Source organism: Providencia sp. PROV223, assembly GCF_028479245.1.
GTDB classification, from domain to species: Bacteria; Pseudomonadota; Gammaproteobacteria; order Enterobacterales; family Enterobacteriaceae; genus Providencia; species Providencia rettgeri.
In genome coordinates this window covers 44,176-66,714 of the sequence record NZ_JAMPNG010000002.1, presented here as the reverse complement: position 1 = coordinate 66,714, position 22,539 = coordinate 44,176, and the positions used below count along the sequence as shown (strand labels likewise).

Annotated in this window: 22 protein-coding genes; 18 read left to right on the top strand and 4 right to left on the bottom strand. The window is 38.1% G+C overall.

What is annotated here, in order from left to right; genetic code table 11:
* The first annotated feature begins 1 nt into the window (after position 1).
* The 11 genes from cutC to PR767_RS03070 all read left to right on the top strand — a co-directional run bounded on the left by cutC (position 2) and on the right by PR767_RS03070 (position 9,042).
* The gene (cutC, locus tag PR767_RS03120) at positions 2-3,433 is read left to right on the top strand and encodes a choline trimethylamine-lyase (RefSeq protein ID WP_109912645.1); all 3,432 of its coding nucleotides are present in this window, start codon (positions 2-4) and stop codon (positions 3,431-3,433) included.
* Between the two features lie 93 nt (positions 3,434-3,526).
* On the top strand, positions 3,527-4,477 hold the full coding sequence (gene cutD / locus PR767_RS03115) for a choline TMA-lyase-activating enzyme (RefSeq protein WP_042851506.1): 951 nt from the start codon (positions 3,527-3,529) through the stop codon (positions 4,475-4,477).
* A 13-nt stretch (positions 4,478-4,490) separates the two neighbouring features.
* Entirely contained in the window at positions 4,491-4,928 is a 438-nt protein-coding gene (locus PR767_RS03110) for a BMC domain-containing protein (RefSeq protein WP_004907968.1), read from the top strand.
* The gene (locus PR767_RS03105) at positions 4,925-5,569 is read left to right on the top strand and encodes a phosphate propanoyltransferase (protein ID WP_272519870.1); all 645 of its coding nucleotides are present in this window, start codon (positions 4,925-4,927) and stop codon (positions 5,567-5,569) included. The genes PR767_RS03110 and PR767_RS03105 overlap by 4 nt, the downstream gene beginning before the upstream one ends.
* 14 nt (positions 5,570-5,583) lie before the next feature.
* Positions 5,584-6,276 carry a hypothetical protein gene (locus PR767_RS03100; protein ID WP_109912643.1) on the top strand — a complete coding sequence of 231 codons (693 nt, stop codon included), beginning with the start codon at positions 5,584-5,586 and terminating at the stop codon, positions 6,274-6,276.
* Positions 6,277-6,337: 61 nt separating this feature from the next.
* Complete coding sequence (locus PR767_RS03095; RefSeq protein ID WP_004907975.1) at positions 6,338-6,766, top strand: DMT family transporter; 429 nt, start codon at positions 6,338-6,340, stop codon at positions 6,764-6,766.
* Positions 6,767-6,787: 21 nt separating this feature from the next.
* A complete protein-coding gene (locus tag PR767_RS03090) occupies positions 6,788-7,114 on the top strand; it encodes a DMT family transporter (protein WP_004907976.1) in 327 nt (108 codons plus the stop codon).
* Between the two features lie 195 nt (positions 7,115-7,309).
* A complete protein-coding gene (locus tag PR767_RS03085; protein WP_004907979.1) occupies positions 7,310-7,645 on the top strand; it encodes a tRNA-binding protein in 336 nt (111 codons plus the stop codon).
* Between the two features lie 74 nt (positions 7,646-7,719).
* Positions 7,720-7,962, top strand: coding sequence for a type II toxin-antitoxin system ParD family antitoxin (locus tag PR767_RS03080; protein ID WP_004907981.1), 243 nt, complete (start codon positions 7,720-7,722; stop codon positions 7,960-7,962).
* A complete protein-coding gene (locus PR767_RS03075) occupies positions 7,955-8,260 on the top strand; it encodes a type II toxin-antitoxin system RelE/ParE family toxin (protein ID WP_042851508.1) in 306 nt (101 codons plus the stop codon). Before PR767_RS03080 ends, PR767_RS03075 begins: the two co-directional genes overlap by 8 nt.
* 80 nt (positions 8,261-8,340) lie before the next feature.
* Positions 8,341-9,042 (top strand): helix-turn-helix domain-containing protein, encoded by a 702-nt coding sequence (locus PR767_RS03070; protein WP_004907986.1) that lies wholly within the window; start codon positions 8,341-8,343, stop codon positions 9,040-9,042.
* 81 nt (positions 9,043-9,123) lie between these two features.
* On the opposite strand, the gene PR767_RS03065 is transcribed toward PR767_RS03070, so the two are convergent.
* The gene (locus PR767_RS03065) at positions 9,124-9,531 is read right to left on the bottom strand and encodes a DUF2628 domain-containing protein (RefSeq protein ID WP_272519869.1); all 408 of its coding nucleotides are present in this window, start codon (positions 9,529-9,531) and stop codon (positions 9,124-9,126) included.
* A 177-nt stretch (positions 9,532-9,708) separates the two neighbouring features.
* Positions 9,709-10,089 carry a DUF1992 domain-containing protein gene (locus PR767_RS03060; RefSeq protein WP_004907989.1) on the bottom strand — a complete coding sequence of 127 codons (381 nt, stop codon included), beginning with the start codon at positions 10,087-10,089 and terminating at the stop codon, positions 9,709-9,711.
* Positions 10,090-10,546: 457 nt separating this feature from the next.
* On the opposite strand from PR767_RS03060, the gene PR767_RS03055 reads away from it, so the two are divergent.
* The gene (locus tag PR767_RS03055) at positions 10,547-12,118 is read left to right on the top strand and encodes an AbgT family transporter (RefSeq protein WP_004907990.1); all 1,572 of its coding nucleotides are present in this window, start codon (positions 10,547-10,549) and stop codon (positions 12,116-12,118) included.
* Between the two features lie 95 nt (positions 12,119-12,213).
* Here PR767_RS03055 and PR767_RS03050 read toward each other — a convergent pair whose 3' ends face one another.
* Positions 12,214-12,420, bottom strand: a complete 207-nt coding sequence (locus PR767_RS03050; protein WP_004907993.1) for a DUF2628 domain-containing protein — start codon at positions 12,418-12,420, stop codon at positions 12,214-12,216.
* A gap of 760 nt (positions 12,421-13,180) precedes the next feature.
* On the opposite strand from PR767_RS03050, the gene PR767_RS03045 reads away from it, so the two are divergent.
* The 6 genes from PR767_RS03045 (at position 13,181) to PR767_RS03020 (ending at position 19,280) form a co-directional block, all read left to right on the top strand.
* Positions 13,181-13,483, top strand: coding sequence for a helix-turn-helix domain-containing protein (locus PR767_RS03045; protein WP_109912636.1), 303 nt, complete (start codon positions 13,181-13,183; stop codon positions 13,481-13,483).
* A 209-nt stretch (positions 13,484-13,692) separates the two neighbouring features.
* Positions 13,693-14,226, top strand: a complete 534-nt coding sequence (locus PR767_RS03040) for a fimbrial protein (RefSeq protein ID WP_004907996.1) — start codon at positions 13,693-13,695, stop codon at positions 14,224-14,226.
* A gap of 131 nt (positions 14,227-14,357) precedes the next feature.
* Positions 14,358-16,838 (top strand): fimbria/pilus outer membrane usher protein, encoded by a 2,481-nt coding sequence (locus PR767_RS03035; RefSeq protein WP_272519868.1) that lies wholly within the window; start codon positions 14,358-14,360, stop codon positions 16,836-16,838.
* 6 nt (positions 16,839-16,844) lie between these two features.
* Entirely contained in the window at positions 16,845-17,570 is a 726-nt protein-coding gene (locus PR767_RS03030; RefSeq protein WP_117162577.1) for a fimbrial biogenesis chaperone, read from the top strand.
* A 3-nt stretch (positions 17,571-17,573) separates the two neighbouring features.
* Complete coding sequence (locus PR767_RS03025) at positions 17,574-18,557, top strand: fimbrial protein (RefSeq protein ID WP_109912633.1); 984 nt, start codon at positions 17,574-17,576, stop codon at positions 18,555-18,557.
* 69 nt (positions 18,558-18,626) lie between these two features.
* Positions 18,627-19,280, top strand: a complete 654-nt coding sequence (locus PR767_RS03020; protein WP_004908004.1) for a response regulator transcription factor — start codon at positions 18,627-18,629, stop codon at positions 19,278-19,280.
* On the opposite strand, the gene PR767_RS03015 is transcribed toward PR767_RS03020, so the two are convergent.
* A complete protein-coding gene (locus PR767_RS03015; RefSeq protein ID WP_272519867.1) occupies positions 19,258-22,461 on the bottom strand; it encodes an ATP-binding protein in 3,204 nt (1,067 codons plus the stop codon). The genes PR767_RS03020 and PR767_RS03015 overlap by 23 nt on opposite strands.
* Positions 22,462-22,539 lie beyond the last annotated feature (78 nt).

The window sequence follows — 22,539 nt, the reverse complement described above, 5'->3', positions numbered from 1 at the left end:
CATGAATAAATATGCTTTGACCCCACGCGTAAAAATGCTGGCTGAACGCTTAAGTGCCCGCAACAGCTCAATTATTACTGAACGTGCAAATATTTTAGAAGCGCTTGGCAACCAACTGTCTGGCGCACCGCAGGCGATTAAACCTGCCCAACGTTTTTATGAATTTATCCGTCATTTTCCGGCATTTATTGCTCAAGATGAGCTGATTATTGGTAGCCAATCATCGACCCCTCGCGGAGCGATTTTTCATACTGAAAATGAAATCAATAGCCACAGTATTTATACCTTTTTAGCTGGCGATAGCACCATCGATGCGCCAGATTACTTAGCGGTATTAAACATCGGCTTTTTAGCTATCAAAGCACAGTTAGAGAACAAAGTTAGAAACATTGGTAGTGCGGTCAGTCGCAATAGTATTGATGAGGCAAATAACTGCCGTTCGGCAATTTACGCATGTGATGCGGCCATTCATTTTGCACAAGCTTTAGCTTCTAAAGCAGAGAGCATGGCAGCGGCAGAATCTAATCAATACCGTCGTGCAGAATTACAAGAAAGTGCAGCGATTTTACGCAATGTACCGGCAAAACCGGCGCAAACTTTTAAAGAAGCGTGCCAAGCTTTCTACTTACTTCAATTAATCCTGCATTTAGAAAATGGTAGCTATGCCGTTAACCCAATGGGATTCGATAAAGCGGTCTATCCATTCTACCAACGTGATATTGAACAAGGCCGTTTGACCCAAGCACAAGCTTATGAAATTGTAGAAAGCTTATGGTTGAAACTGGCTGAACTCTCTGAAGTTCGCTCAACCAAGCAAGTTGATGGCTACCCAATGTTTGATGCATTGAAAGACGGCATTTATCTGAATGACCCACGCGTATGCCTTAACGAATTATCAGCCATGATGTTATCCGCACATGAAAACATCAGCGCTATCAATAATGGATTGAAAGTCCGTTTATATTGTGGAAAAAATAGCGTTCAGCCGCAATATGCAGCACCAAATGCCAGCTATGTTGCGCCGGCAGCTCAAGCTGAAACTGAATTCAAAGTCATGGAAGGTTTAACGCCTCGCTTACAGCGCTTGCGTAATCGTTACTTAGAAGCACGCCCAAGCGTGTCTATCTACCGCGCACTCGCTTTTACTGAAGTTGTCAAAAATAACCCAGGTTTACCGCCAATTTTATTGCGTGCGAAAGCATTCCGCCGTGCTTGTGAAACCGCGCCAATCTTAATTCAACCCGAAGAGCTGATTGTGGGGCATCCCTGTGGTAAAGCCCGCGCAGGTGCATTCTCACCGGATATCGCATGGCGCTGGGTAGTCGAAGAACTCGATACGATGAGCACGCGTCCACAAGATCCGTTTGTTATCTCTGAAGAAGATAAAAAAGTGATCCGCGAGGAAATCGCTCCATTCTGGGAAGGCCGTTCACTGGATGAAATTTGTGAAGCTCAATACCGTGAAGCGGGAGTCTGGGAATTCAGTGGTGAAACTTTCGTCAGTGACTTGTCTTATCACCAAATCAATGGCGGTGGGGATACTTGCCCCGGTTATGACGTGTTGTTATTCACCAAAGGAATGAATGGCATCAAAGCAGATGCTCAGGCGAAACTGGCTGAATTAAGCATGGAAAACCCTGATGATATTGATCGCATTTATTTCTATAAAGCGTCAATTGAAACCTGTGAAGGGGTGATTGCGTATTCACACCGCATTGCTGCCCATGCTCGCGAATTAGCGGTGCTGGAGTCAGACCAAAAACGCCGTGAAGAATTGCTGACTATCGCACAAGTCAACGAAAACGTGCCAGCGAATCCGCCGGTGACGTTACAAGAAGCATTACAAAGCATTTGGACAGTTGAGTCACTGTTTGAAATCGAAGAAAACCAAACTGGCCTTTCTTTGGGACGTCTTGACCAATATTGCTTACCAATGTACGAAAACGACATCAAAACAGGCCGCTTAACCCAAGACCAAGCATTAGAAATGATGCAGGCATTTATTATCAAATGTGCGGAATTAATGTGGATGTCGAGTGAATTAGGCGCGAAATATTTCGCAGGTTATCAGCCATTTATCAACTTAACAGTGGGTGGACAAAAACGTTCAGGTGGCGATGCATGTAACGACTTAACCTACTTAATTATGGATGCGGTTCGCTTTGTTAAAGTGTATCAGCCATCTCTGGCTTGCCGTATTCATAACCAATCACCACAGAAATACATGGAAAAAATCGTTGATGTGGTGAAAGCCGGTATGGGCTTCCCTGCCTGTCACTTCGATGATTCCCACATCAAAATGATGCTGCGTAAAGGTTTTGACTTTGAAGATGCGCGTGATTACTGCTTGATGGGCTGTGTAGAGCCACAGAAATCTGGCCGTATTTATCAATGGACTTCAACGGGTTACACCCAATGGCCAATTGCGATTGAATTCGTATTAAACCGTGGCCGCATGGTGTTATTCGATAGCTATCAAGGTTTAGATACCGGTGACTTACGTGAGCTAAAAACATTCGAAGACTTTGATAATGCTGTGAAAGCGCAGATAGCTCATATTGTTCGCTTATCCGCTATCGGTACCGTCATCAGCCAACGTGTTCACCGTGATGTGGCACCAAAACCATTAATGTCCTTGCTGGTGGAAGGCTGTATGGAAAAAGGCAAGGACGTTGCGGCAGGTGGGGCGATGATCAACCACGGCCCAGGGCTGATTTTCTCTGGTCTGGCGACCTATGTTGACTCGATTGTCGCTATTCGCAAATTGGTTTACGAAGATGGCCGCTACACACTTGAGCAAATTCGTGATGGCTTATTAGCAAACTTTGAAGGTTACGACGAACTACGCCGTGACTGCTTAAATGCACCTAAATTTGGTAACGATGATGACTACGTTGACCAATATGCGCTGGATATTACGGAGTGGACAGAGCGTGAGTGCCGTAAGTACGACATGTTGTATTCAACACTGAGCCACGGAACCTTATCCATCTCTAACAACACGCCGATTGGTGAGTTAACCGCCGCGAGTGCCAATGGTCGCTTGGCTTGGATGCCGTTATCAGATGGTATCAGCCCGACACAAGGTGCGGATAAACAAGGCCCAACTGCCATCATTAAATCAATCAGTAAAATGAATGTTGAAACGATGAACATTGGCATGGTGCATAACTTTAAGTTCTTAAAAGGCTTATTGGACACACCAGAAGGTCGTCACGGTTTAATCACCTTGTTGAGAACCGCGTCTATCTTAGGCAATGGCCAAATGCAGTTCAGCTATGTCGATAACGAAATGCTGAAAAAAGCCCAGCAAGAGCCTGAAAAATATCGTGATTTAATCGTTCGTGTTGCAGGTTACAGTGCCTACTTCGTCGAACTTTGTAAAGAGGTTCAAGATGAAATTATTAGCCGTACTGTGATTGAGAAGTTCTAAATTAACGCTGGCAGGTATGGCTTCATACCTGCCATGTCTTACCGGCTATTTAATAACAACAATAATAAATTTTGAACCGATTTTAGAGGTGCAATGATGAGCGCGGCAGAAATTAAAGGTCGGATATTTAATATCCAAAAATACTCGATTTATGATGGCGACGGTATTCGGACGCTGATTTTCTTAAAAGGGTGCAATATTCGTTGCCCGTGGTGTGCTAACCCTGAAGGGTTAAGCAGCCAGTTCCAAGTGATGTTTTCCCACGATAAATGCGTCAATTGTGGGAAATGTGTTGATGTCTGCCCTACAGGGATCCACTACAAAACCATTAATGACCAAGGTGAACAAATTCACCGTGTGAATCGCAGCATTGACTGTATTGGCTGTCGTAAATGCGAAGAGGTGTGTATTGGTGGCGCGTTAGACATCATGGGGAAAGATGTCACGGTAGCTGAAATGATGGACATCATTATGCAAGATTATGATTTTTATATTTCTTCTGGTGGTGGCGTAACAATCGGTGGTGGCGAAATGAGCCTACAAACCGATTTTGCCGTCGCGCTGCTGCGTGAGTGTAAAAAAATGATGATCAATACGGCGATAGAAACCCAAGGGACGACATCATTAGAAAATTATGAAAAGTTATCTGAAGTTGTCGACCTGTTCCTCTATGACATTAAGCACATTGATACTGTTCAGCATAAAAACCTATTCGGCATTGGTAATGAAAATGTTCGCCGCAACCTCGAAAGACTGGTTGATCTCGGCGCGAACGTCGTCGTCAGAATGCCACTCGTTCGTGGTTATAACGACTCCTTTGATGCCATCACGGGGGCGATTCACTATGCGATGGAATTGTCCAAACGCGGCAATGTAAAACGCATCGATATTCTGCCTTATCACCAGTTGGGGCGTGGTAAATACGACAAGCTGGATATGATTTATCCCGTTAAGCAAGACCCAACCTATAGTGCAGAAGAATTAGACCAACTTGAAGCATTCTTCAAACAATTTGATTTCGATATTCGACTGGTTCGTCACTAAGTAGGAGAGACAGATGAAAAGTTTAGGCGTAATTGAAACTCGGGGACTGACATCCGCTATACAGGCTGCAGATGCGGCATGCAAAGCAGCCAGCGTAGAAATTGTAGGTTATCGAAAAATAGGTTCTGGACTGGTATCCGTTTGTTTTCAAGGGGAAATCAGTGCGGTTCGTACTGCGGTTGACCACGGCATTGAGGTCATCGCGAATAGCCAACTATTAGTCGGCTCATTAGTCATTGCTCGCCCAGAAGAAAGTGTTATCAGCAAACTGCTTACCGTGAAAAGCAAAAAAGGCGAATTAGAGAAAAGTATTCAGCCGGAAGTGAAAGCCGAAAAACTAGTGGAAAAAGTGGTCGTTGAAACTAAAACGGAAGCACCAGTGGCTGAAGTCAAAACCGACATCAATGCGAAAGACGTCAAAAATGACCCGCGTAAAGGGAAAAAATCATGATGAATGAGCAATTGATGGGGAAAATACTGGCTCGGCTTTCAGCTTACACACCAGCACAAGCAGGTGTCGCTAACATTGCTATTCCTGTCGGAATATCTAACCGCCATGTTCATCTTTCACAGCAGGACGTTGAAGCCTTGTTTGGCCAAGGTTATCAGCTAACGCCATTCAAAGATTTAAAACAGCCGGGGCAATTTGCTGCGAAAGAATGCGTCATGGTGGTGGGGCCAAAAGGGTCGATTAGCAAAGTCAGAGTATTGGGACCCGTTCGCCCAAAAACGCAGCTCGAAGTGTCTAAGGCCGACTGCTTTGCCCTTGGTATAAAAGCGCCGGTAAGAGAGTCTGGTGACATGGCAGGTTCAGGCAATGCTTTATTGATTGGCCCCGCAGGGCATGTCAATCTTGAATCACAAGTCATTTGTGCTCAGCGCCATATTCATATGAGTGTGATGGATGCGAGAACCTTAAATGTGGTGAATGGGCAAAAAGTGAATATCCGTACAGAAGGTGAGCGTCGCTTGGTGTTCGATGAGGTTGTCGTGAGGGTTGATGAGCGATTTTCCCTTGAGTTTCATATCGATACTGATGAGGCGAATGCTGCGGGATTACGTAATAACGATAGCGTATTCATCGCGGGTTAAGGGATGGTGGCAAAATGAACGAAAAACTGATTGAACAAATTGTGCAGCAAGTTTTACGTCAGTTAAAGCGACAAGTTTTGGTTGTGCTATCGCCAGTTGAGGGGTACCAGCAAGCCATTTACCAAAGGCTGGCACAGCTAGAGTCTGTGGCTTTTTCCTTTTATGCCACCGCATCCATGCTTCAGTCTTCCCAAGTTGAAAAATGGGCTGAACTGGGAAGTGTTATAAATAAAAACACCTTATCAATAAATGGGTTAAGTCATTATGACAGCCTGTTTTTACCTTTTATTGATGCAAAAGTAGTTGGTGAGATAGCCAATGGTTTGTTTGCCAGTGAAGAAAGTGAATTAGTCTTGTGTGCCTTATCACAAAACATGCCTATATTGGCATTGAAATACCATTGCTGCCCTGAAAGTGAATTAAGTCAGGTTTTAGGTTTAAATAAAAATGAAAATTATAATCGTCTGATTAAAGAAAATATTAGTAAGGCTATCAAGTTAGGTATTCATTTCGATTCATTAAATGAAATAGAAAAGAAAATATCAACGAATGAACTTTCTGAATGTTTAAAACCTGAAATAAATAATGAACACCCAAGTCGCTATATTACTTTAAAAGAAGTAATGAATAACCCTAGGGGGTACTGTGCGAATGAAAATAAATTAACGGATTCAGCAATCGATTATTTAAAGTCTCTTAAAAAATAAAGCTATTTAATCAAATTAAAAATTAATTTTAATCTTTCTATTTATCGTAGGAGTATTATCTATGTCCCCTAAAGCAAAGTCATGGCTTTGGATGCTGGCGGTTATTATTTCTGAAACCTCAGCCACATCGACCTTAAAAATGTTTGATAACAGTGAAGGTATGACCAAATCATTATTATTAGCATTAATCGTTGTACTGTATGTTATTTGTTATTACTCACTCTCTCGCGCAGTAAAATATATCCCTGTTGGTTTAGCTTATGCTACATGGTCAGGTACAGGAATTTTAATGGTTTCTACGCTGGGCATGTTGTTTTATGGTCAACATCCAGATACTGCGGCCATAATTGGAATGGTGGTGATTGCAAGTGGTATTGTGATCATGAATCTATTCTCCAAGATGGGCTCAGATGACCCAGAAGAAACAGAATCATCGAAAGATGAAACTGAGTCTTCATTAATATCCGCAAAAAATAACACTGCTCATTAAATCAACGCTAAGGGGAATATTATGTTTACTGGATTTTTATGGTTAGCGCTTTCTATTGGCTCTGAAATAACGGGCACCTCAATGATTAAAAAGACTAATAGCTTTAGCAAATTAGGTCCATCGGTATTAGTTATTATTGCTTATTGTTTATGCTATTTTGCCTTAACTCGTGCAATGGGTTATATCCCCGTCGGTGTGGCGTATTCACTGTGGTGTGGGTTTGGTATTGTCGGTGTAACTTTAGTTTCTATGATTTTATATAAACAAAAACCGGATTTTCCAGCGGTATTTGCGATGGGATTAATTATCTCTGGTGGGATCATTATGAATACATTTTCAACAATGTAATTAACAAGAAATTTTTATTTCAACCTATTTCCTGTCTTGTATCTTTTGCCCTCAATTTCTAATGAGGGCTATTTTTTGCTTATCTTCTTAACTCATGGTGGTCTGGCTACATAAAATGACGTTCTGGCGATAAAACGCAAAATCTGTTGTATGTTAACTTATGACACATAAGCAATTTAATTCAGGAATAAATTTATGCAAATTATTGAATGGGATGATTTTACTCGTGTTGAAATGCGTGTGGGTACGATTGTTAGTGCACAAATTAACAGTAAAGCCAAAAAGCCTGCTTATGTGATGGAAGTCGACCTAGGAGAATTGGGTATCAAGCGCTCAAGCGCACAGATCATCGTCAATTATACGCCAGAAGATTTGATTGGTAAGCAGGTGTTATGCGTGTGCAATTTTGAGGTTAAGCGAATCGCGGGGATCAAGTCTGAAGTATTAATTACCGGGGCTCCCGATGAAACAGGGGCAATTGTCCTTGCAGAGTTTAACTTACCTTTGCCGAATGGTGCACTTCTAGCCTAATGACTACATGGATTGATTTTATAGCGATAACCCACTAAAATATTTGTGTTAATAATTAACACAAAGGTGATCCTATGGCTCGTACCACAAGTGTGACAATCGGAGCGCAATTAGATGAATTTGTAAATCAACTGATTTCGTCTGGAAGGTATGGCTCTACAAGTGAAGTCGTTCGCTCCGCACTGCGTTTACTTGAAGCTCAAGAAAAACAAACGGCAGCATTAAAGATGCTAATTGATGCCGGTGAAAAAAGCGGTGAATCATCATTAACACTCCACGATATCGCCAAGAAAGTGAAGAATGCACATAATGTATAAACTTTCTAACTTAGCCGCTAAAGATTTTGAAGGAATATTTGAATATACTTTAATCAATTTTGGTGTCAGGAAAGCGGATGAGTATACAAAAAGTTTACATTGCGTATTAGAAATGCTTAGCTCCAATCCTTTGATAGGACTGGAGTGTGCGGAAATTTCAGTGGGAATTAGACGTTATAATCATTCTAAGCATGTCATTTTTTATCGACATAGAACCAACGATATCTTTGTTATGCGTGTTCTTCACCAGCAAATGGAACCGCTGAAACACTTCTATTTTGATGAATTTACTAAATAGGCTGGTCACTTCTTCTATAGCTATATTGCTGCCAATAGCCCTATACTCTTACTATTCATTGACTGTGGGAGTATAACCCTTTGCGATTGCCTGAGCTTCATTTTCGCCAATATTCGGACGAAGTCATTTCTCATCAACATGATGGGCAGTGGCAAGTTGTTCTGTCGTTATCTGGGCAAATGGAAATCAATATGTATCGCCAGCATTTTTTACTCAATGCAGGCAAGGGGATGGTGATCCCGCCAAGTGTTAATCACGCTTTTAGTGGACAGGTCGGCAATCAAAATTATGTATTAGAAATGCCAGCCACAGCACAATGGGCATTAAGTGAAAAAATGACGGAATTTACTCTGACACCTGCCGCAGTCGGTCTTTTGAATTGGCTGCAAAGTTTTCCACAAGCTCCCGAACATAATTTTACTGTTGCCCGTTTGTTATTGGCCCAGTTAAAACCTGAAAAAAAATGGATTGATGAAGTTTCTCAATGGGTGGAGCTGCGTTTACATCATCCTATTAGTTGTGAAGATATGGCGACCGCTTTTTGTATGTCAGTGAGTACGCTTCAACGCAAAATAAAGGCAGAAACACAATTAACGGCGATGCAATTTTTATTACAAAAACGCATGGAAGCAGCTGGGAGCTTGCTATTAACCGACACATCAATAGAACAAATTGCATTAGCAGTGGGTTATGATTCACATTCCTCATTTAGTCACGCATTTCGCCAATTTTATGGTAAAACACCGAATGAATATCGTTTGCAGGGAAGCCATTTACGGTAGGTTATTCAGGGGGACGTTTGCTATCAGATAAAAATTAGCCGCCTTGCCAACAGCCAATTTTTATCATCTTACTACTTAGAGTTAGAGCATGCGGATCCCTTCAAATGGGTTCCAATTATCCAATCCTTTGGTTTCTTTAATATAATAAGCATAGTTGGCAATCATGGCCCACATTGCTGACATACCGACAGATACCCCGGTATAAACTGCATTTGGGATAGTTCCACCAATCATAAAATCAATAATATTCAAAACCAGACCAATCCCAATAGTGATACCAAGCATCACTAACCCTTTTTTCCAAAGTCCTAAAATCAGGAAATAAATAATACCGAAGAAGAAAGCAAAAATGTTCATATTAATGAGAATACGCTCACCGAAAGAGGCGGCTTTTAACGCAGCTTTGAATTCAGGTGTATTAGGTGCACCATGCTTATCAAAGAAATCAAAACGTTTTTGCCATTTACTAGAATATTGTTTCTGTTCCATCTTTATCCCTTGTCTATTAATAATAAAGTCGAGGTTGATAATACTGAGATGTTCACATAAATATAGGGGGAAATAGTCTTAATATGATTATTGCGGAGCTTTCTTAAAAAAGTGTTAAGAAACTATAGAAAATGGCAAATTACTCGTATATTTACTCGGTTACTATTTGATATAAGTTTATTTGCTATTTGGTTTATTATTTATTTGCTCAGAAATTGAATCTGCATAATTACCATGTAAAAAATCGGTATTGACATTGGCTTGCTTGAGCTTTAATTCAAGCAAAGCCAGCTGTTTACTCATTGATGTATAATTTGGGTCATCCACTGATAGGCTTTGTAACATGTGGCTAAGTGTCAGTGCATCTTTTCTTTGCTGTAATTCTGCGGGTAAATAACCTGAATTTTTCAATATCCGATACCCAGCCCTGAGTTCAGGCGGAACCAGGCTATCATCTTCAAGCTGCAAAGCTTTACCTTCCCCTGCTAAATTTGTAAGTTCTCCTCTGCTTAGTGCTTCTTGTATGTGGCGTTCAGCCCAAAGGTCGATAACTGACATTATAGAGGCTCCATGAGTTAATTTTCTGACATTATAACCTTCCATGACAGTGTAAATAAAGTTGGCATATTATGCTTTATTAGGCTTGTTATTCCGAGTTATAAGTAAGGTTTTATCGAGTATTGATAAATAAGGGTTTTCCGATTTATATAAAATAAAACTGCTAAAAAATGATATTTAATTAGTGATAAATGACGAAAAAAAGCCATAGATAATATGAAAATTGTTATGTTGACCACACTTATCGAAATTAATTTACCAAAATTATTTTGGTTGTAATTATCCTCTTTGGCTAAATTAATAATATTAATAGCTAATAAAAATAAGTTAGTCCTAATTATGTTGAATTTTATGTCTGATTTGTGTCGATTTTGTTGATTTGGAATTATCTATTTGTAAATAGCTAAAAGCAAAAACATTGTGTAATGTCCGTTTTTCTTGTTTATAAGGAGAAAATATGGAACAAAAAAAGCAAGAGGGAAGCCGTTTTTTAAGAACGGTTGAGTGGCTAGGCAATGCTCTACCACATCCTGTTATTTTATTTATTATTTTAATTGCGATTTTATTAGTTTCCTCAGCAATTGGTCAGTACTTCGGTGTAAGTGTGCCAGACCCTCGTCCAGAAGGTGCAAAAGGGCGCGCAGAAGATGGTATTATTCATATTGTGAGTTTATTGGATGCCGAAGGGATCCGAAAAATTATTGCGAATGTCGTCACCAATTTTACAGGCTTTGCACCGTTAGGAACGGTACTCGTCGCATTATTAGGGGTAGGGATTGCTGAACGAGCAGGTTTACTTTCCGCTGCCATGCGTTTGGTTGTCACCAAAGCCCCTCGAAAATTAACCACAATGGCGATCGTGTTTGCTGGGATCATGTCAAATACCGCGGCAGAGTTAGGTTATGTGGTACTTATTCCGCTCGCAGCTATCATTTTTCATTCATTAGGTCGTCACCCTTTAGCCGGCCTTGCTGCGGCATTTGCTGGTGTTTCCGGAGGTTATTCAGCAAACTTATTATTAGGCACGGTTGACCCGTTATTGTCGGGTATCACTCAACAAGCCGCACAAATCATTGATCCAACTTATATCGTGGGCGCAGAAGCAAACTGGTACTTTATGTTTGCCAGTACGTTTTTAATCACTATTTTAGGTTATTTGATCACTGAAAAAATTGTTGAGCCACAACTTGGCCCATACACCGGCGGTGCAGTAGATGATGATGAAAATAGCCTCTATGCCTCGGCAAATGTCACTCCGTTAGAGAAAAAAGCCTTATTTTGGGCATCTGTGACTTTTTGGGGATTGGCAGCACTTTTGGCGTTAATGGTAGTACCAGAAAATGGAATATTACGTAACCAAGACACTGGGTTAGTGAGTAACTCACCGTTCTTAAAAGGGATAGTGGTCTTTATTTTTGTCTTCTTTGCTGTCCCCGGTATTGTGTATGGCTATATTGCTAAAACCATGCGCTCTGATAAGGATATCGTGGATGCAATGGCTGGCGCAATGAGCACGCTTGGCTTATATTTGGTTATTATTTTCTTTGCTGCGCAATTTGTGGCTTTCTTTGGTTGGACAAACATCGGGCAAGTTATTGCGGTTAAAGGTGCCAACTTCTTAAATAGTATTGACCTTCATGGTGGTGTACTGTTTATTGGCTTTATTCTTATCTGCGCATTTATTAACTTAATGATTGGCTCTGCATCCGCACAATGGGCTGTCACAGCACCTATCTTCGTACCTATGTTGATGTTGGCGGGCTACGCGCCAGAAACTATTCAAGCCGCGTATCGTATCGGTGACTCGGTCACGAACATTATTACGCCGATGATGAGTTACTTTGGCTTAATTATGGCGATTGTTGTGAAATATAAGAAGGATGCAGGAATAGGAACATTAGTTTCAATGATGTTGCCATATTCAATCATTTTCCTGATCGGCTGGTCATTATTCTTTATTGTCTGGGTATTTGTGTTGGGCATCCCTGTCGGCCCTGGCTCACCAATTTATTTCACGCCAGGAAGTTAAGTACAGTTTATTTTCTTTATATAAAACTACAAAAGCTGCTTATTAAGGCAGCTTTTTCTATGCAAAAAATTGAGTAAAAAATTAGTGTTACCAGCTTATATCATACGTATCCCTTTAAATGGGTTCCAGCCACCTAATCCTTTGGTTTCTTTTAAATAATATGTGTAGTTAGCGGCCATTGACCAAATCACCGAAATACCGACAGATAATCCAGTAAATGCCCCATCAGGAATTAAGCCTCCAGTCATAGCATCAATAATGGAGAGAAGTCCGCCAAAACCAATCGTTATACCTAATAACACTAAGCTTTTTTCCAAAGTCCCAGAATTAAAAAATAGATAATGCCAAAAAGAAAGCAAAGAAGTTCATATTAACTAAGAAGCGCCCACCAAAAGGCTCTGCTTTTAATGCTGCTTCAAATTCAGGTGTACTTGGCGCACCATGTTTGTCAAAGAATTCAAAACGTTTCTGCTATTTTTGCGAATATCGTTTTTGTTCCATTTTTTTATCCCACTATGAGTAACTAATAAAAACGCTGTGGATAGTAACGAAATATTAAAAGAATATAGGTATGAATAATCTTAATAATTTCAATAGGTAGGGCATATTAGTTAAGGGCTTAATAAAACCTCAAGAAAGTTTATAGTCTTAAAGTTTCTTATTTTTCAGGTACGGTATCACTAAATCTTGGTGATATAAAATGCCATCAAAAAGAAAATGTTAACGTTTGGTTAATCGATAACATTTCACATTGAAGATTTGTTAGATAAAAAAACTGTATTTTTAGGATGTGTGAGATAAGTAACTATATTTAGTGATGGTGTTTACCCGAAAAATGACGAGTTCGCTAGATAATGTTTCATAAACCTTACTTATATTAAGGGTAAATCATATATTAATAGTCAAAAATCAGAGATTTTAATAAATAAAATTAATGTTTGGTTTTATTTATTACTCGTATGTGAGTTTGTTATTTTTATTTTATTTAATTAGTATTGCTCGCAGTTAGTTATTCTTATGTTATTCAGTATCTACTTTGTATTTTTCAGAAAGGAAATAAAAATGGCAGCTAGATATCCTATTGCCAAAATAGTAGGGAGCAGAATAAAGAAGCTTAGAAGGGAGTATGGGCTAACGGGAACTGAAGTGGCAATGGCTTTGAATGTTAGTCAACAACAGTTTTCTCGCTATGAACGAGGTATTAACAGAATAGATATCGATTCATTAGTTATGATTGCAGACTTCCTTAAAGTCAGTGTTCATTATTTCCTTGAAGATATAGAACAATCAAATAGCTGGACCTCTGAATATAATTCATTATTGAGTCATGGTTTTTATTCAAAAAATAAAAAAAACGAAGGTTAGTGCTTGTTTTAAGGATCTCCTTATATTTACGGTTCATGTTAGTAGTTATATTACTTCACATGTTATCGGACATCTCAAGTCATTAAAATAATGATACGAATAAAGTTAACTGAATTCTAGTTATATCAATAATACTATTGGTATGGCTGTGTACCAACTAAGGTATTTCCTTAGTATATATTAATAATATCATGAAATAAGGGTTTAAAATGAAAAAGACGCTATTAGCATCTTCAATTATCGCATTAACATTCACTGCTGCATCAACTTCATTCGCTGCGGATGTAGGAAGTGGTACTATTGAATTTAATGGTACAGTGAATACTGGTGCTTGTACTATTGCACCTTCTTCTGTTAATAAAGAAGTTCAATTAGGTTCTGTTCCAGCGGCATCATTACAAACAGCTGGTTCACAAGGTCCAAATGTTGATTTTACATTAGAATTAACAGATTGTATTTTGGACCCTACTGCAAGTGGTACTGATTATTCTAAAGTAACAGTTAAATTCACGGGCCAAATGGATGCTGCAGGCACCTTATGGGCAAATACTGGTACTGCTACCAATGTTGGTGTGTTATTCCAAAATGCAAGTGGAACAAATCTAAAAACAAATGATACTGTTGAGCAAAGCTTAAATGCAGGGACAAATGTTATTAATTTATCTGCTCGTATGCAGGCATTAGGTGCAGCTACAGCCGGTTCTGTTAAATCTACAGTCGCTTACGTTTTAGATTACCAATAAGTATTAATATAAAAATATTAAAAAAACAATAAATCTTATATTTGCTGATTATGCTGTGTATAGCAATTGCTTCACAGCATTTTCAGTTATATGAGTTCATTCAATAAATCCATTATAGAATATTGCGGCTAATGAAAAAGAACAATTTTAATAAAAACATAGTGACTAGTTTAATATCTAGTTTATTGTTTTACACTTACTATGTTAATGCGGATTCTGTTCAATTTAATGAAGACGCATTATCTATTTTGGGTAATACTAATATAGATCTAAGTGCATTTGAGAAAAATAAAATTAGTGAAGGTTCTTATTTTTCTAATGTATCGGTAAATGGTCGAAGAATTAATTATTTTGATCAAATAAATTTTTTAAAAAAAGATGAAAAGATACAACCTTGTATTTCTAGAAGCTTAGTAGAAGTTATTGGGTTAAAAGAAGATTTTATTAAAGAAGTGCCTACATGGGAAAATGGTCAGTGTTATGATCTTACATCACAGGATCAAAACATTCAGGCTAGATTCGATGATGAAAAGCAAGAGTTAATGCTTTCAATACCTCAAGCTTACTTTCAGTATTCTGATGACAATTGGGTTCCACCTATGCAGCGGGAAGTTGGGGTTAATGCGCTCGTCTTGGATTACAACCTTGTTGAAAACTATATTAAATATAAGAATACTCGAGATATTAATAATTTTAGCTCATTCGGTTCTGTTGGTGCGAATGTAGGGCGTTGGCGTGTCCGCAGTAATTATCAATACCAAAAAGATTTTAATGATAATAAAAATGATAATTTTAAATGGGTACAAACTTATTTATTTACAGATTTACCTAGCTTATCTGCAAAATTTTTTGCGGGTAAATATTATACAGTAAGCAATGTATTTGATTCTGTACGTTTTAACGGTATTAGTGTCTTTACTGATGAGAACATGTTACCGGCTTCTCTAAGAGGGTATGCACCGAGTGTCACAGGAACCGCGACAAGTAATGCGACGGTTACTATCTCGCAAAATGGACGTATCTTGAATCAAATGAAAGTAGCACCAGGGCCTTTTTCAATTGATAATTTAAGTTCCTCTTTATCGGGGGCTCTTGATGTTAAAATTACAGAGGAAGACGGCTCTGTACGTGAGTACCAAGTTTCCTCGACTAATATTCCATTTTTAACACGCCCAGGCATGGTGCAATATAAACTAAATGCAGGTCGGTTAGACCCAATGGGATATAAAAACATTAATGATGATTTTATATCAACTGAAGCCTCTTGGGGGATCCTCAACAATTTGTCTATTTTTGGTGGTGTTTTCGCAACCTCTAATGATGAATACCATGCCTATAATGCGGGTGTTGGGGTAAATATGGAACGCTTTGGTGCAATATCTTTTGATATTACACAGTCGAGAAACCAACTACAGGATGTCGCTTTACATACTGGTGAAAGTTACCGTATTAATTATGCAAAACGTTTTTCAAATTCGAGTCGACTGGATTTAACAGGGTATCAGTTTTCTAACGAAGGCTTTATGTCAGTGAATGACTATATTAGTTTAAAAGAAACTCCGTTAACACCACATTATCGGCAGAAAAATGTATTTACGACTTCTTTTACACAACAACTCCCTGATATACAGGCTGATATAAGTTTAAGTTACTCACGGGAAAGCTATTGGAAAGAATCAAAAAATAACAATACTCTTAATTTATCGTTTAATAAAACAATTAACACAAGTTTTATAAATAATGCGATTTTATCATTATCGGTCGGTGAAAGTAGTTACGTAAAAGGTAAGCGCTCTAAGCAAGCATACCTTTCGTTAAGCGTCCCATTTGGTGGTGAAAGAAATTCTCGGATTCAATACTTTAGTTCTTATAATGATATTGATAAGAAATATAATAGTAATATTAATTACAATTCTAAAATTAATGATAATAACGTTAGTTTAGGTTTATCAAGTAAAGACTTTTTTGAAAATGCAACAATGAATGCATCCGTTTATCGTGACACGCAATATGGTACTGCACAACTAACGGGTTCCTATGGCGAAGACTACCATACATTAAGTGGTTCTCTAGACGGCTCTTTGACCATTACCAGTCAAGGCCCAGTCTTACACCGACGAGTTTATGATAACCAAGCTCGTATGGTTATTGATACAGATAAGGCTAAAGGGGTATCAATTAATAAAAATGAATCAGTCACGAATGGGTTTGGTTTAGCCGCAATTAGTAATGTTCCAACCTATTATAGGTCGACCCAGTATGTGGATCTTAATAATGTACCAGACAATGTCAGCATTGATGACAGCGTGATTGAATCAAATTTAACTGATGGTGCGGTTGGTTATTCAAAACTCAATACATTAGTGGGTGAAAAAGCGTTAGTCACAATTAAATTCCCTGACGGCAATACGCCTCCATTTGGTGCTTTAGTTTATGGCTCTGATAATAAAAATGTATTGGGAATGATTGCAGAGGAAGGGCAAGTTTATTTAACGGGCTTCCAGCCAGACCAACAATTAATAGTTAAATGGAGTGGTGACCAGTCATGTCGAATTATGCTAGGTAAACAAAGTCATTTAACCAGTAAAAATATAACCTGTAATAAAGAATAGAAAATTATGAAAAAACTTAAATTAATAATGAGTGCTTTAATTTTAATTAGCACATACACACATGCATCAATTTCTGTTGACCGTACTCGCGTTATTTATGATGAAGCAAGTAAAGGTGTTAGCGTTGTGATTGAAAATATTGATAAAAAAGATCCTTATTTAGTCCAGTCATGGATCGAAAATGAAAATGGCGAAAAAATTTCAGAACCACTGATTGCTTTGCCTTTATTACAACGTGTTGAAGCAAATCAAAAGAAGCAGGTTAGAATTAGTTTATCAAAAAATGATGTGAAAATACCGAACAACCAAGAGTCATTATTTTATTTTAATGTCTTGGGTATTCCACCGAAAACTAAGCTAGAAAATGCAGTTGAAATTGTTATTCAATCACGTTTTAAATTATTTTATCGCCCGAGTGAATTGAAAAAATACCCTAATAATGATTGGCAAAAAGAGTTGAAAGCGGAGAAAGTGGGAAAATCATTAAAATTAACTAACCCGACTCCCTATCACATTGTCGTGATTAATGTTAATGATAATGAATCTAAAGTTCCTGATTTTAAAGAAATTGTTGTGAAGCCAAATAGCAATGCAACATATTTACTATCAGATAAACAAGTGAAATCACCAAAAATGATTGTGACTTATATTGATGATTATGGAACACCAAACTTATTGAAATATACATGTAATACAACTTGTTCCTTGTCAAATGAAAAGGATAAGAGGTAAGTTATGTTAATTTTGAAAAAAATAAATGCATTCGCTATATTATCTTTATTTTTGCTAAGTTTTCAATCAGTAGCTGCAGTTAATAATTGTGTACCGAGTTCAGGAGCTACATCTATAGAACAAGAATTAACCTTTGATATTGCAAATAGTAGTGCTTCAATTCCAAATGGTACCTTATTGACATCAGCAATGAGCTCATATATATCAATGAGATGTGAGTTTACTGGTTCATCAAGTACAACTAATGCTGTTTACTTTAAAAATACAATGCCGAATGCAATTAAAACATTGTTGATTAATAGTGGTGTCAGTGTGACACAACAAAATGCAATTTCATCGCCTAATCCAGTAACGATAACTAACCCAACTGTTCCAAATATTTATTTAGGGTATTGGAGTCAACCAGAGACAGGAATTACACGTAATATTGCTTTCATGTATAACTTCTATGTTTACAAGGGGGCTAATGCTCTTAAACCTTTTGATACTGGGTTATTTTTATTAGGAACTCATGTGGATTATTTAGGCAAGGATTTAGGCGGACCAACTTATGTGCGAATTAAAGGTAACTTAACCTTACTCTGCCCTGCGCCGGCGGTGAATATTACGGCTTCTAATGGGGGGAGTGTAAACTTTGACACGATTTCACCTAAACAAATGAATGCGGGAGATGTGGTTAGCCGAACTTTTAATTTAGGTATGTCAGTGCCACAGGACTGCGAAACAGGGCTGAATATATCAGTTCGTTTTGAACCAAATAATAATACGGTGCTAGGCGGAAAATATCTTGATATGGGTAATGGATTACAAACACTATTAACCCGTAATTCAACTGATATTAACTATAATGAAAGTTACAGTATTGGCGAAATCATGCCACAATCACCGATTAGTGTCCCTTTTACTGCGACATTAAGCAAGATTGCAGGCAGCACCATCGCTTCAGGTCCGTTTTCTAAAACAGTTCGAGTTGTTGTTTCATATTAAGAGTGTTAATTGACATTTTTTCTATGGTGTTATATTGAATATACATATTCTGATGCTGAGTATTATTAAATGAAAAAACTCAAATTAGTATTAGTTGATGATCATCCCATTGTGCTTTCAGGTTTGAAAGATACACTTTCTCAATCAATGAATCTAGAAATTTTAGGTGCCTACACTCAGGATGCTGAACTATTTTCTTTTTTGAAAAAAAATGAGGTTGATGTGATCTTAACTGATTATATGATGCCTAATAATACCCAATCTAGCGATGGCCAGAATTATATTCAATTTTTACGTCGTCAATACCCAAATATTGCTGTGATTGTATTAACGATGGTTTCTAACCCAATGATTATACAAATGTTATATGATTCAGGGGTGAGCGCGGTGGTGTCAAAAGAGGCACCATTAAGCGACTTGATGAAGGCTATCACATTAGCGGGGCAAGGCCGCCAATATCGTATTCCTGTTGCAGATATGACAACGACATTAAAAAGCCGTAATGCGATAACATTAAATGATAGGGTAAAGACATTATCACCTCGTGAACTTGAGGTATTGCGACTTTTTGTTCAAGGTAAGCCTATTGTTGATATTGCTAAGCAATTAAACCGCAGTGATAAAACTATCAGCTTACAGAAAAATGCCGCAATGCGTAAATTGGGTGTTGATAATAATCAAGCGTTAATCAGTTATTGCCTTACACACCATTTATTTGACTGATTTTTTTTATCCAATTAGCTAATTGATTGCAAATATTCTGGTTAACCTGAGTATCAATGTGTGTTGATGCCTGTGAATCTAATGTTGCCTCAAACTCACGAAGCTCATTAGCTAATTCACGTTGTTCAACACTAATTAATGCGCCACGGATACGGTGGGATAACTGCTTTATTTCATCAGTATTATTATCTTCGACAGCTCGGCAAAATTGAGCAATATCGGTAATAAAATGATGAATAATTTTTTCTCTATCCTCTCCATTTAGTGGGTTAATCATTTTTAGGGGTGCCGTTTCTAAAGTTGAGGAGGAGTAAATCGGGAATAAACGGTTGAATAATTGAATTAAGGTTTCTAGCTCTATAGGTTTTACAAGCCATGAATCCATTCCAGATTCTAGACATCGCTCTTCTTCTTCTTTTAATCCATTCGCAGTAACACCAATAATTGGACATGTTTCGCCTTCACTGCGTAGCTGTTGTGCAAGCTCATAACCATTACGATAAGGCATATTAACGTCTGTAAGGATGATATCGACAATTTCGTTATCCCAAATTACCAATGCTTCTTCACCATCATTGGCAATAAATACCTTACAACCGAGTAATTCAAGCTGCTCTTGTAGAACAACTTGGTTAATGGGGTTATCTTCAGCAATTAAAACGCGAAGCGGATATTTATGCATATGAGTTTGTATACGAGATGTTGGACAAATAAGGGGTAACTGTTCTTTATTATTTTGTAGTAAGAATAACTGCTGATTTAATTCGGATAGTCGAAAATTCATCTCAGGGCTTACCCATTGTTGTCCATCCCAATGAGTCGGCAGAGGAAACGATGGAATTAATATGCCGACAGCAATAACGGATGAGGTATCTATGGGGAGGCTATTTTCTGTGAAATAAACATTAGCTCCCCACCGTTTTAGCCATTGCGTTATATTTTCAGTCAATAATGGGTTTGGGGTTTGTAACCATATATTGGTGTTTTTTAGCGGCAGCCAATGTGGTTGCTGTATATCGAGAGCTAAAGGTAGTGTTACGAGAAACGAGCTACCAACCCCAGTTTCACTTTGTAAGCTTATTTGCCCATCCATCAATTTGATAAGTTTAGAGCAAATAAATAGGCCTAAGCCAGTACCGCCATAGGCATGAATTTCTGAATGAGCTTGATAAAATGGCTCAAATAATTTTATTTGTTGTTCAGGGCTAATTCCAACACCGGTATCACTGACACGTATTAATATATTATTATTACTTCTTTTAAGTTCAATAGTAACCGTACCCTTGTGGGTAAATTTAATTGCATTACTGAGTAAATTACCTAAGATTTGTTGCAGTCGAGCAGAGTCACCAATTCTATTTGCTTGCACACTTGGGTCAATAATAGCAAATAGGAGTAACCCTTTTTGCTGAGCAATACCTTGATATAGCTGAACAGTTTGTTGTACTAATTCTAATAAATCAAATGGCTGATTATGAATTTGAATTTGATTAGCTTCTATTTTACTAATATCTAAAATATCGCCAATTAATTGCATAAGTAATTGGGACGTTGTTGATATTCTCTCAATAAAATGAGCTTGTTGAGATGAAAGAGAAGTATTTGCGAGTAATTCTAACGTGCCGATTAGGCCATAAAGTGGGGTTCGTATTTCATGACTCATTGTTGCTAAGAATGTTGATTTAGCTCGGTTGGCTTCTTCTGCAAGCCGCTTAGCATCATCAAGTTGTTTTTCAGTTTCTGCTTGGATGGTAATATCAGTAAATGCACATAAAATAACAGGACGCTGTTGGTAATAAGTTGCTGTACTCACAACATAGAGGACATGCTCCCCTGATTTTAAAGTTGTTTTAACATGTTCTGTGTCAGAAAGAACCTTGACGAGTAATTCATTATATTCATTTGAGTCGTGGGGAGTAGATGTATTGGTTATTTTTAGCCAGTAACGAGCTAACTCATTTGCGAAGCGTAACTGCTGGGTTTCTTTATCTATTACACATAAGCCGATAGGGATTGTTGCGATAAGCGCTTGGTTGAATTCTTCATTTTCTAAGATGGCTTGCTGGGAGTCTATTGCGGGTTGTAATATTTTTCGTTGGTACCAGCGGTGATATCCCCATCCACAAAATAAACTAAAGAAAAGAGCGATAACTAAACTGATAGGAAACCACAGATTGTCTTCAAAAAAAGCAGCATAACTAATTCTATAATATCCAGTCCATTCATCAGTTTTAGACGAAAGCTTAAGAACCAGACCATCTTTGGTATAAAAAATACCTTCTAATGCTTCTTCCTCAGGTGCTTGGGTTGTTCCAAGTAGCTGACCATATTTTGTATGAATCAGCCAAAATTGATGTGTGAGTGTGGGGTTTAACATTCGTTCCAGCACACTTAACCTAGCTTGGCTTAACATACTGACCGCATAAATATTTTTAGGGGAAATATGAGCATTTTGCCATAAATGTTCATCAAAACCGGCTGGAATAATCCCGATGAGAATATTATCAAAAGGCACTGGGCGTAGCCAAATAATTTGTTTTAAGTCAGTCGGTTGCGATTCTGAAAACTGGGCATGGATAGCCGGTAAATTTTTCCTGACGTTATCAATAACGGAATAATATAAATTTGGAGATATCGATTCATTTCCTAACACAGTGCCAACAGAAGGCACACTAATACTAATTTGGTCGTGCTCATTGACAAAAAATACAGCGGCTGCTGGGAAATAGGATCCACCCCAAAACGTGGAATAATAATCAGCTAAATAAGCCCCCAGAGAAAATAATATGCTGGGCACTTTGGTGCATTCTAAACTTTTATCACAAGCTAGCGTGAATGGCATTGCGACTAAAGATTCTTTACCTTCTAGTAGGTGTAATGATAGTTTGGTTGGTAGTGATTGCTCTTGTATTGCATAAGTTCGGCTTTCAACTAGCTCTGATAGGTCTTGGTTTTGTTTATTTAACGATCTTAAAAATTTCTCTTGCTCATTGATATAGCCTATTAGTGACCTAAAATCGACCTCTAACCGCTTAGTTTCTTGTTGGACAATGCGTTCTGCGCTCCAAAATAATGTTGCTATTAGGATAAACAACAGAGGGAAGGCGACAGTGAGTATGCTGTTTGTGCGTCCTGATGTGCGAGTTATCCTTGAAAATGCAGTCGGAGAAGGGGTAGGCATAGTGCTGTTCTCATCGATTATAGGCAAACTCCATAATTTTCATAATAATATAAAATAAACAAATTAAACAATATTTCT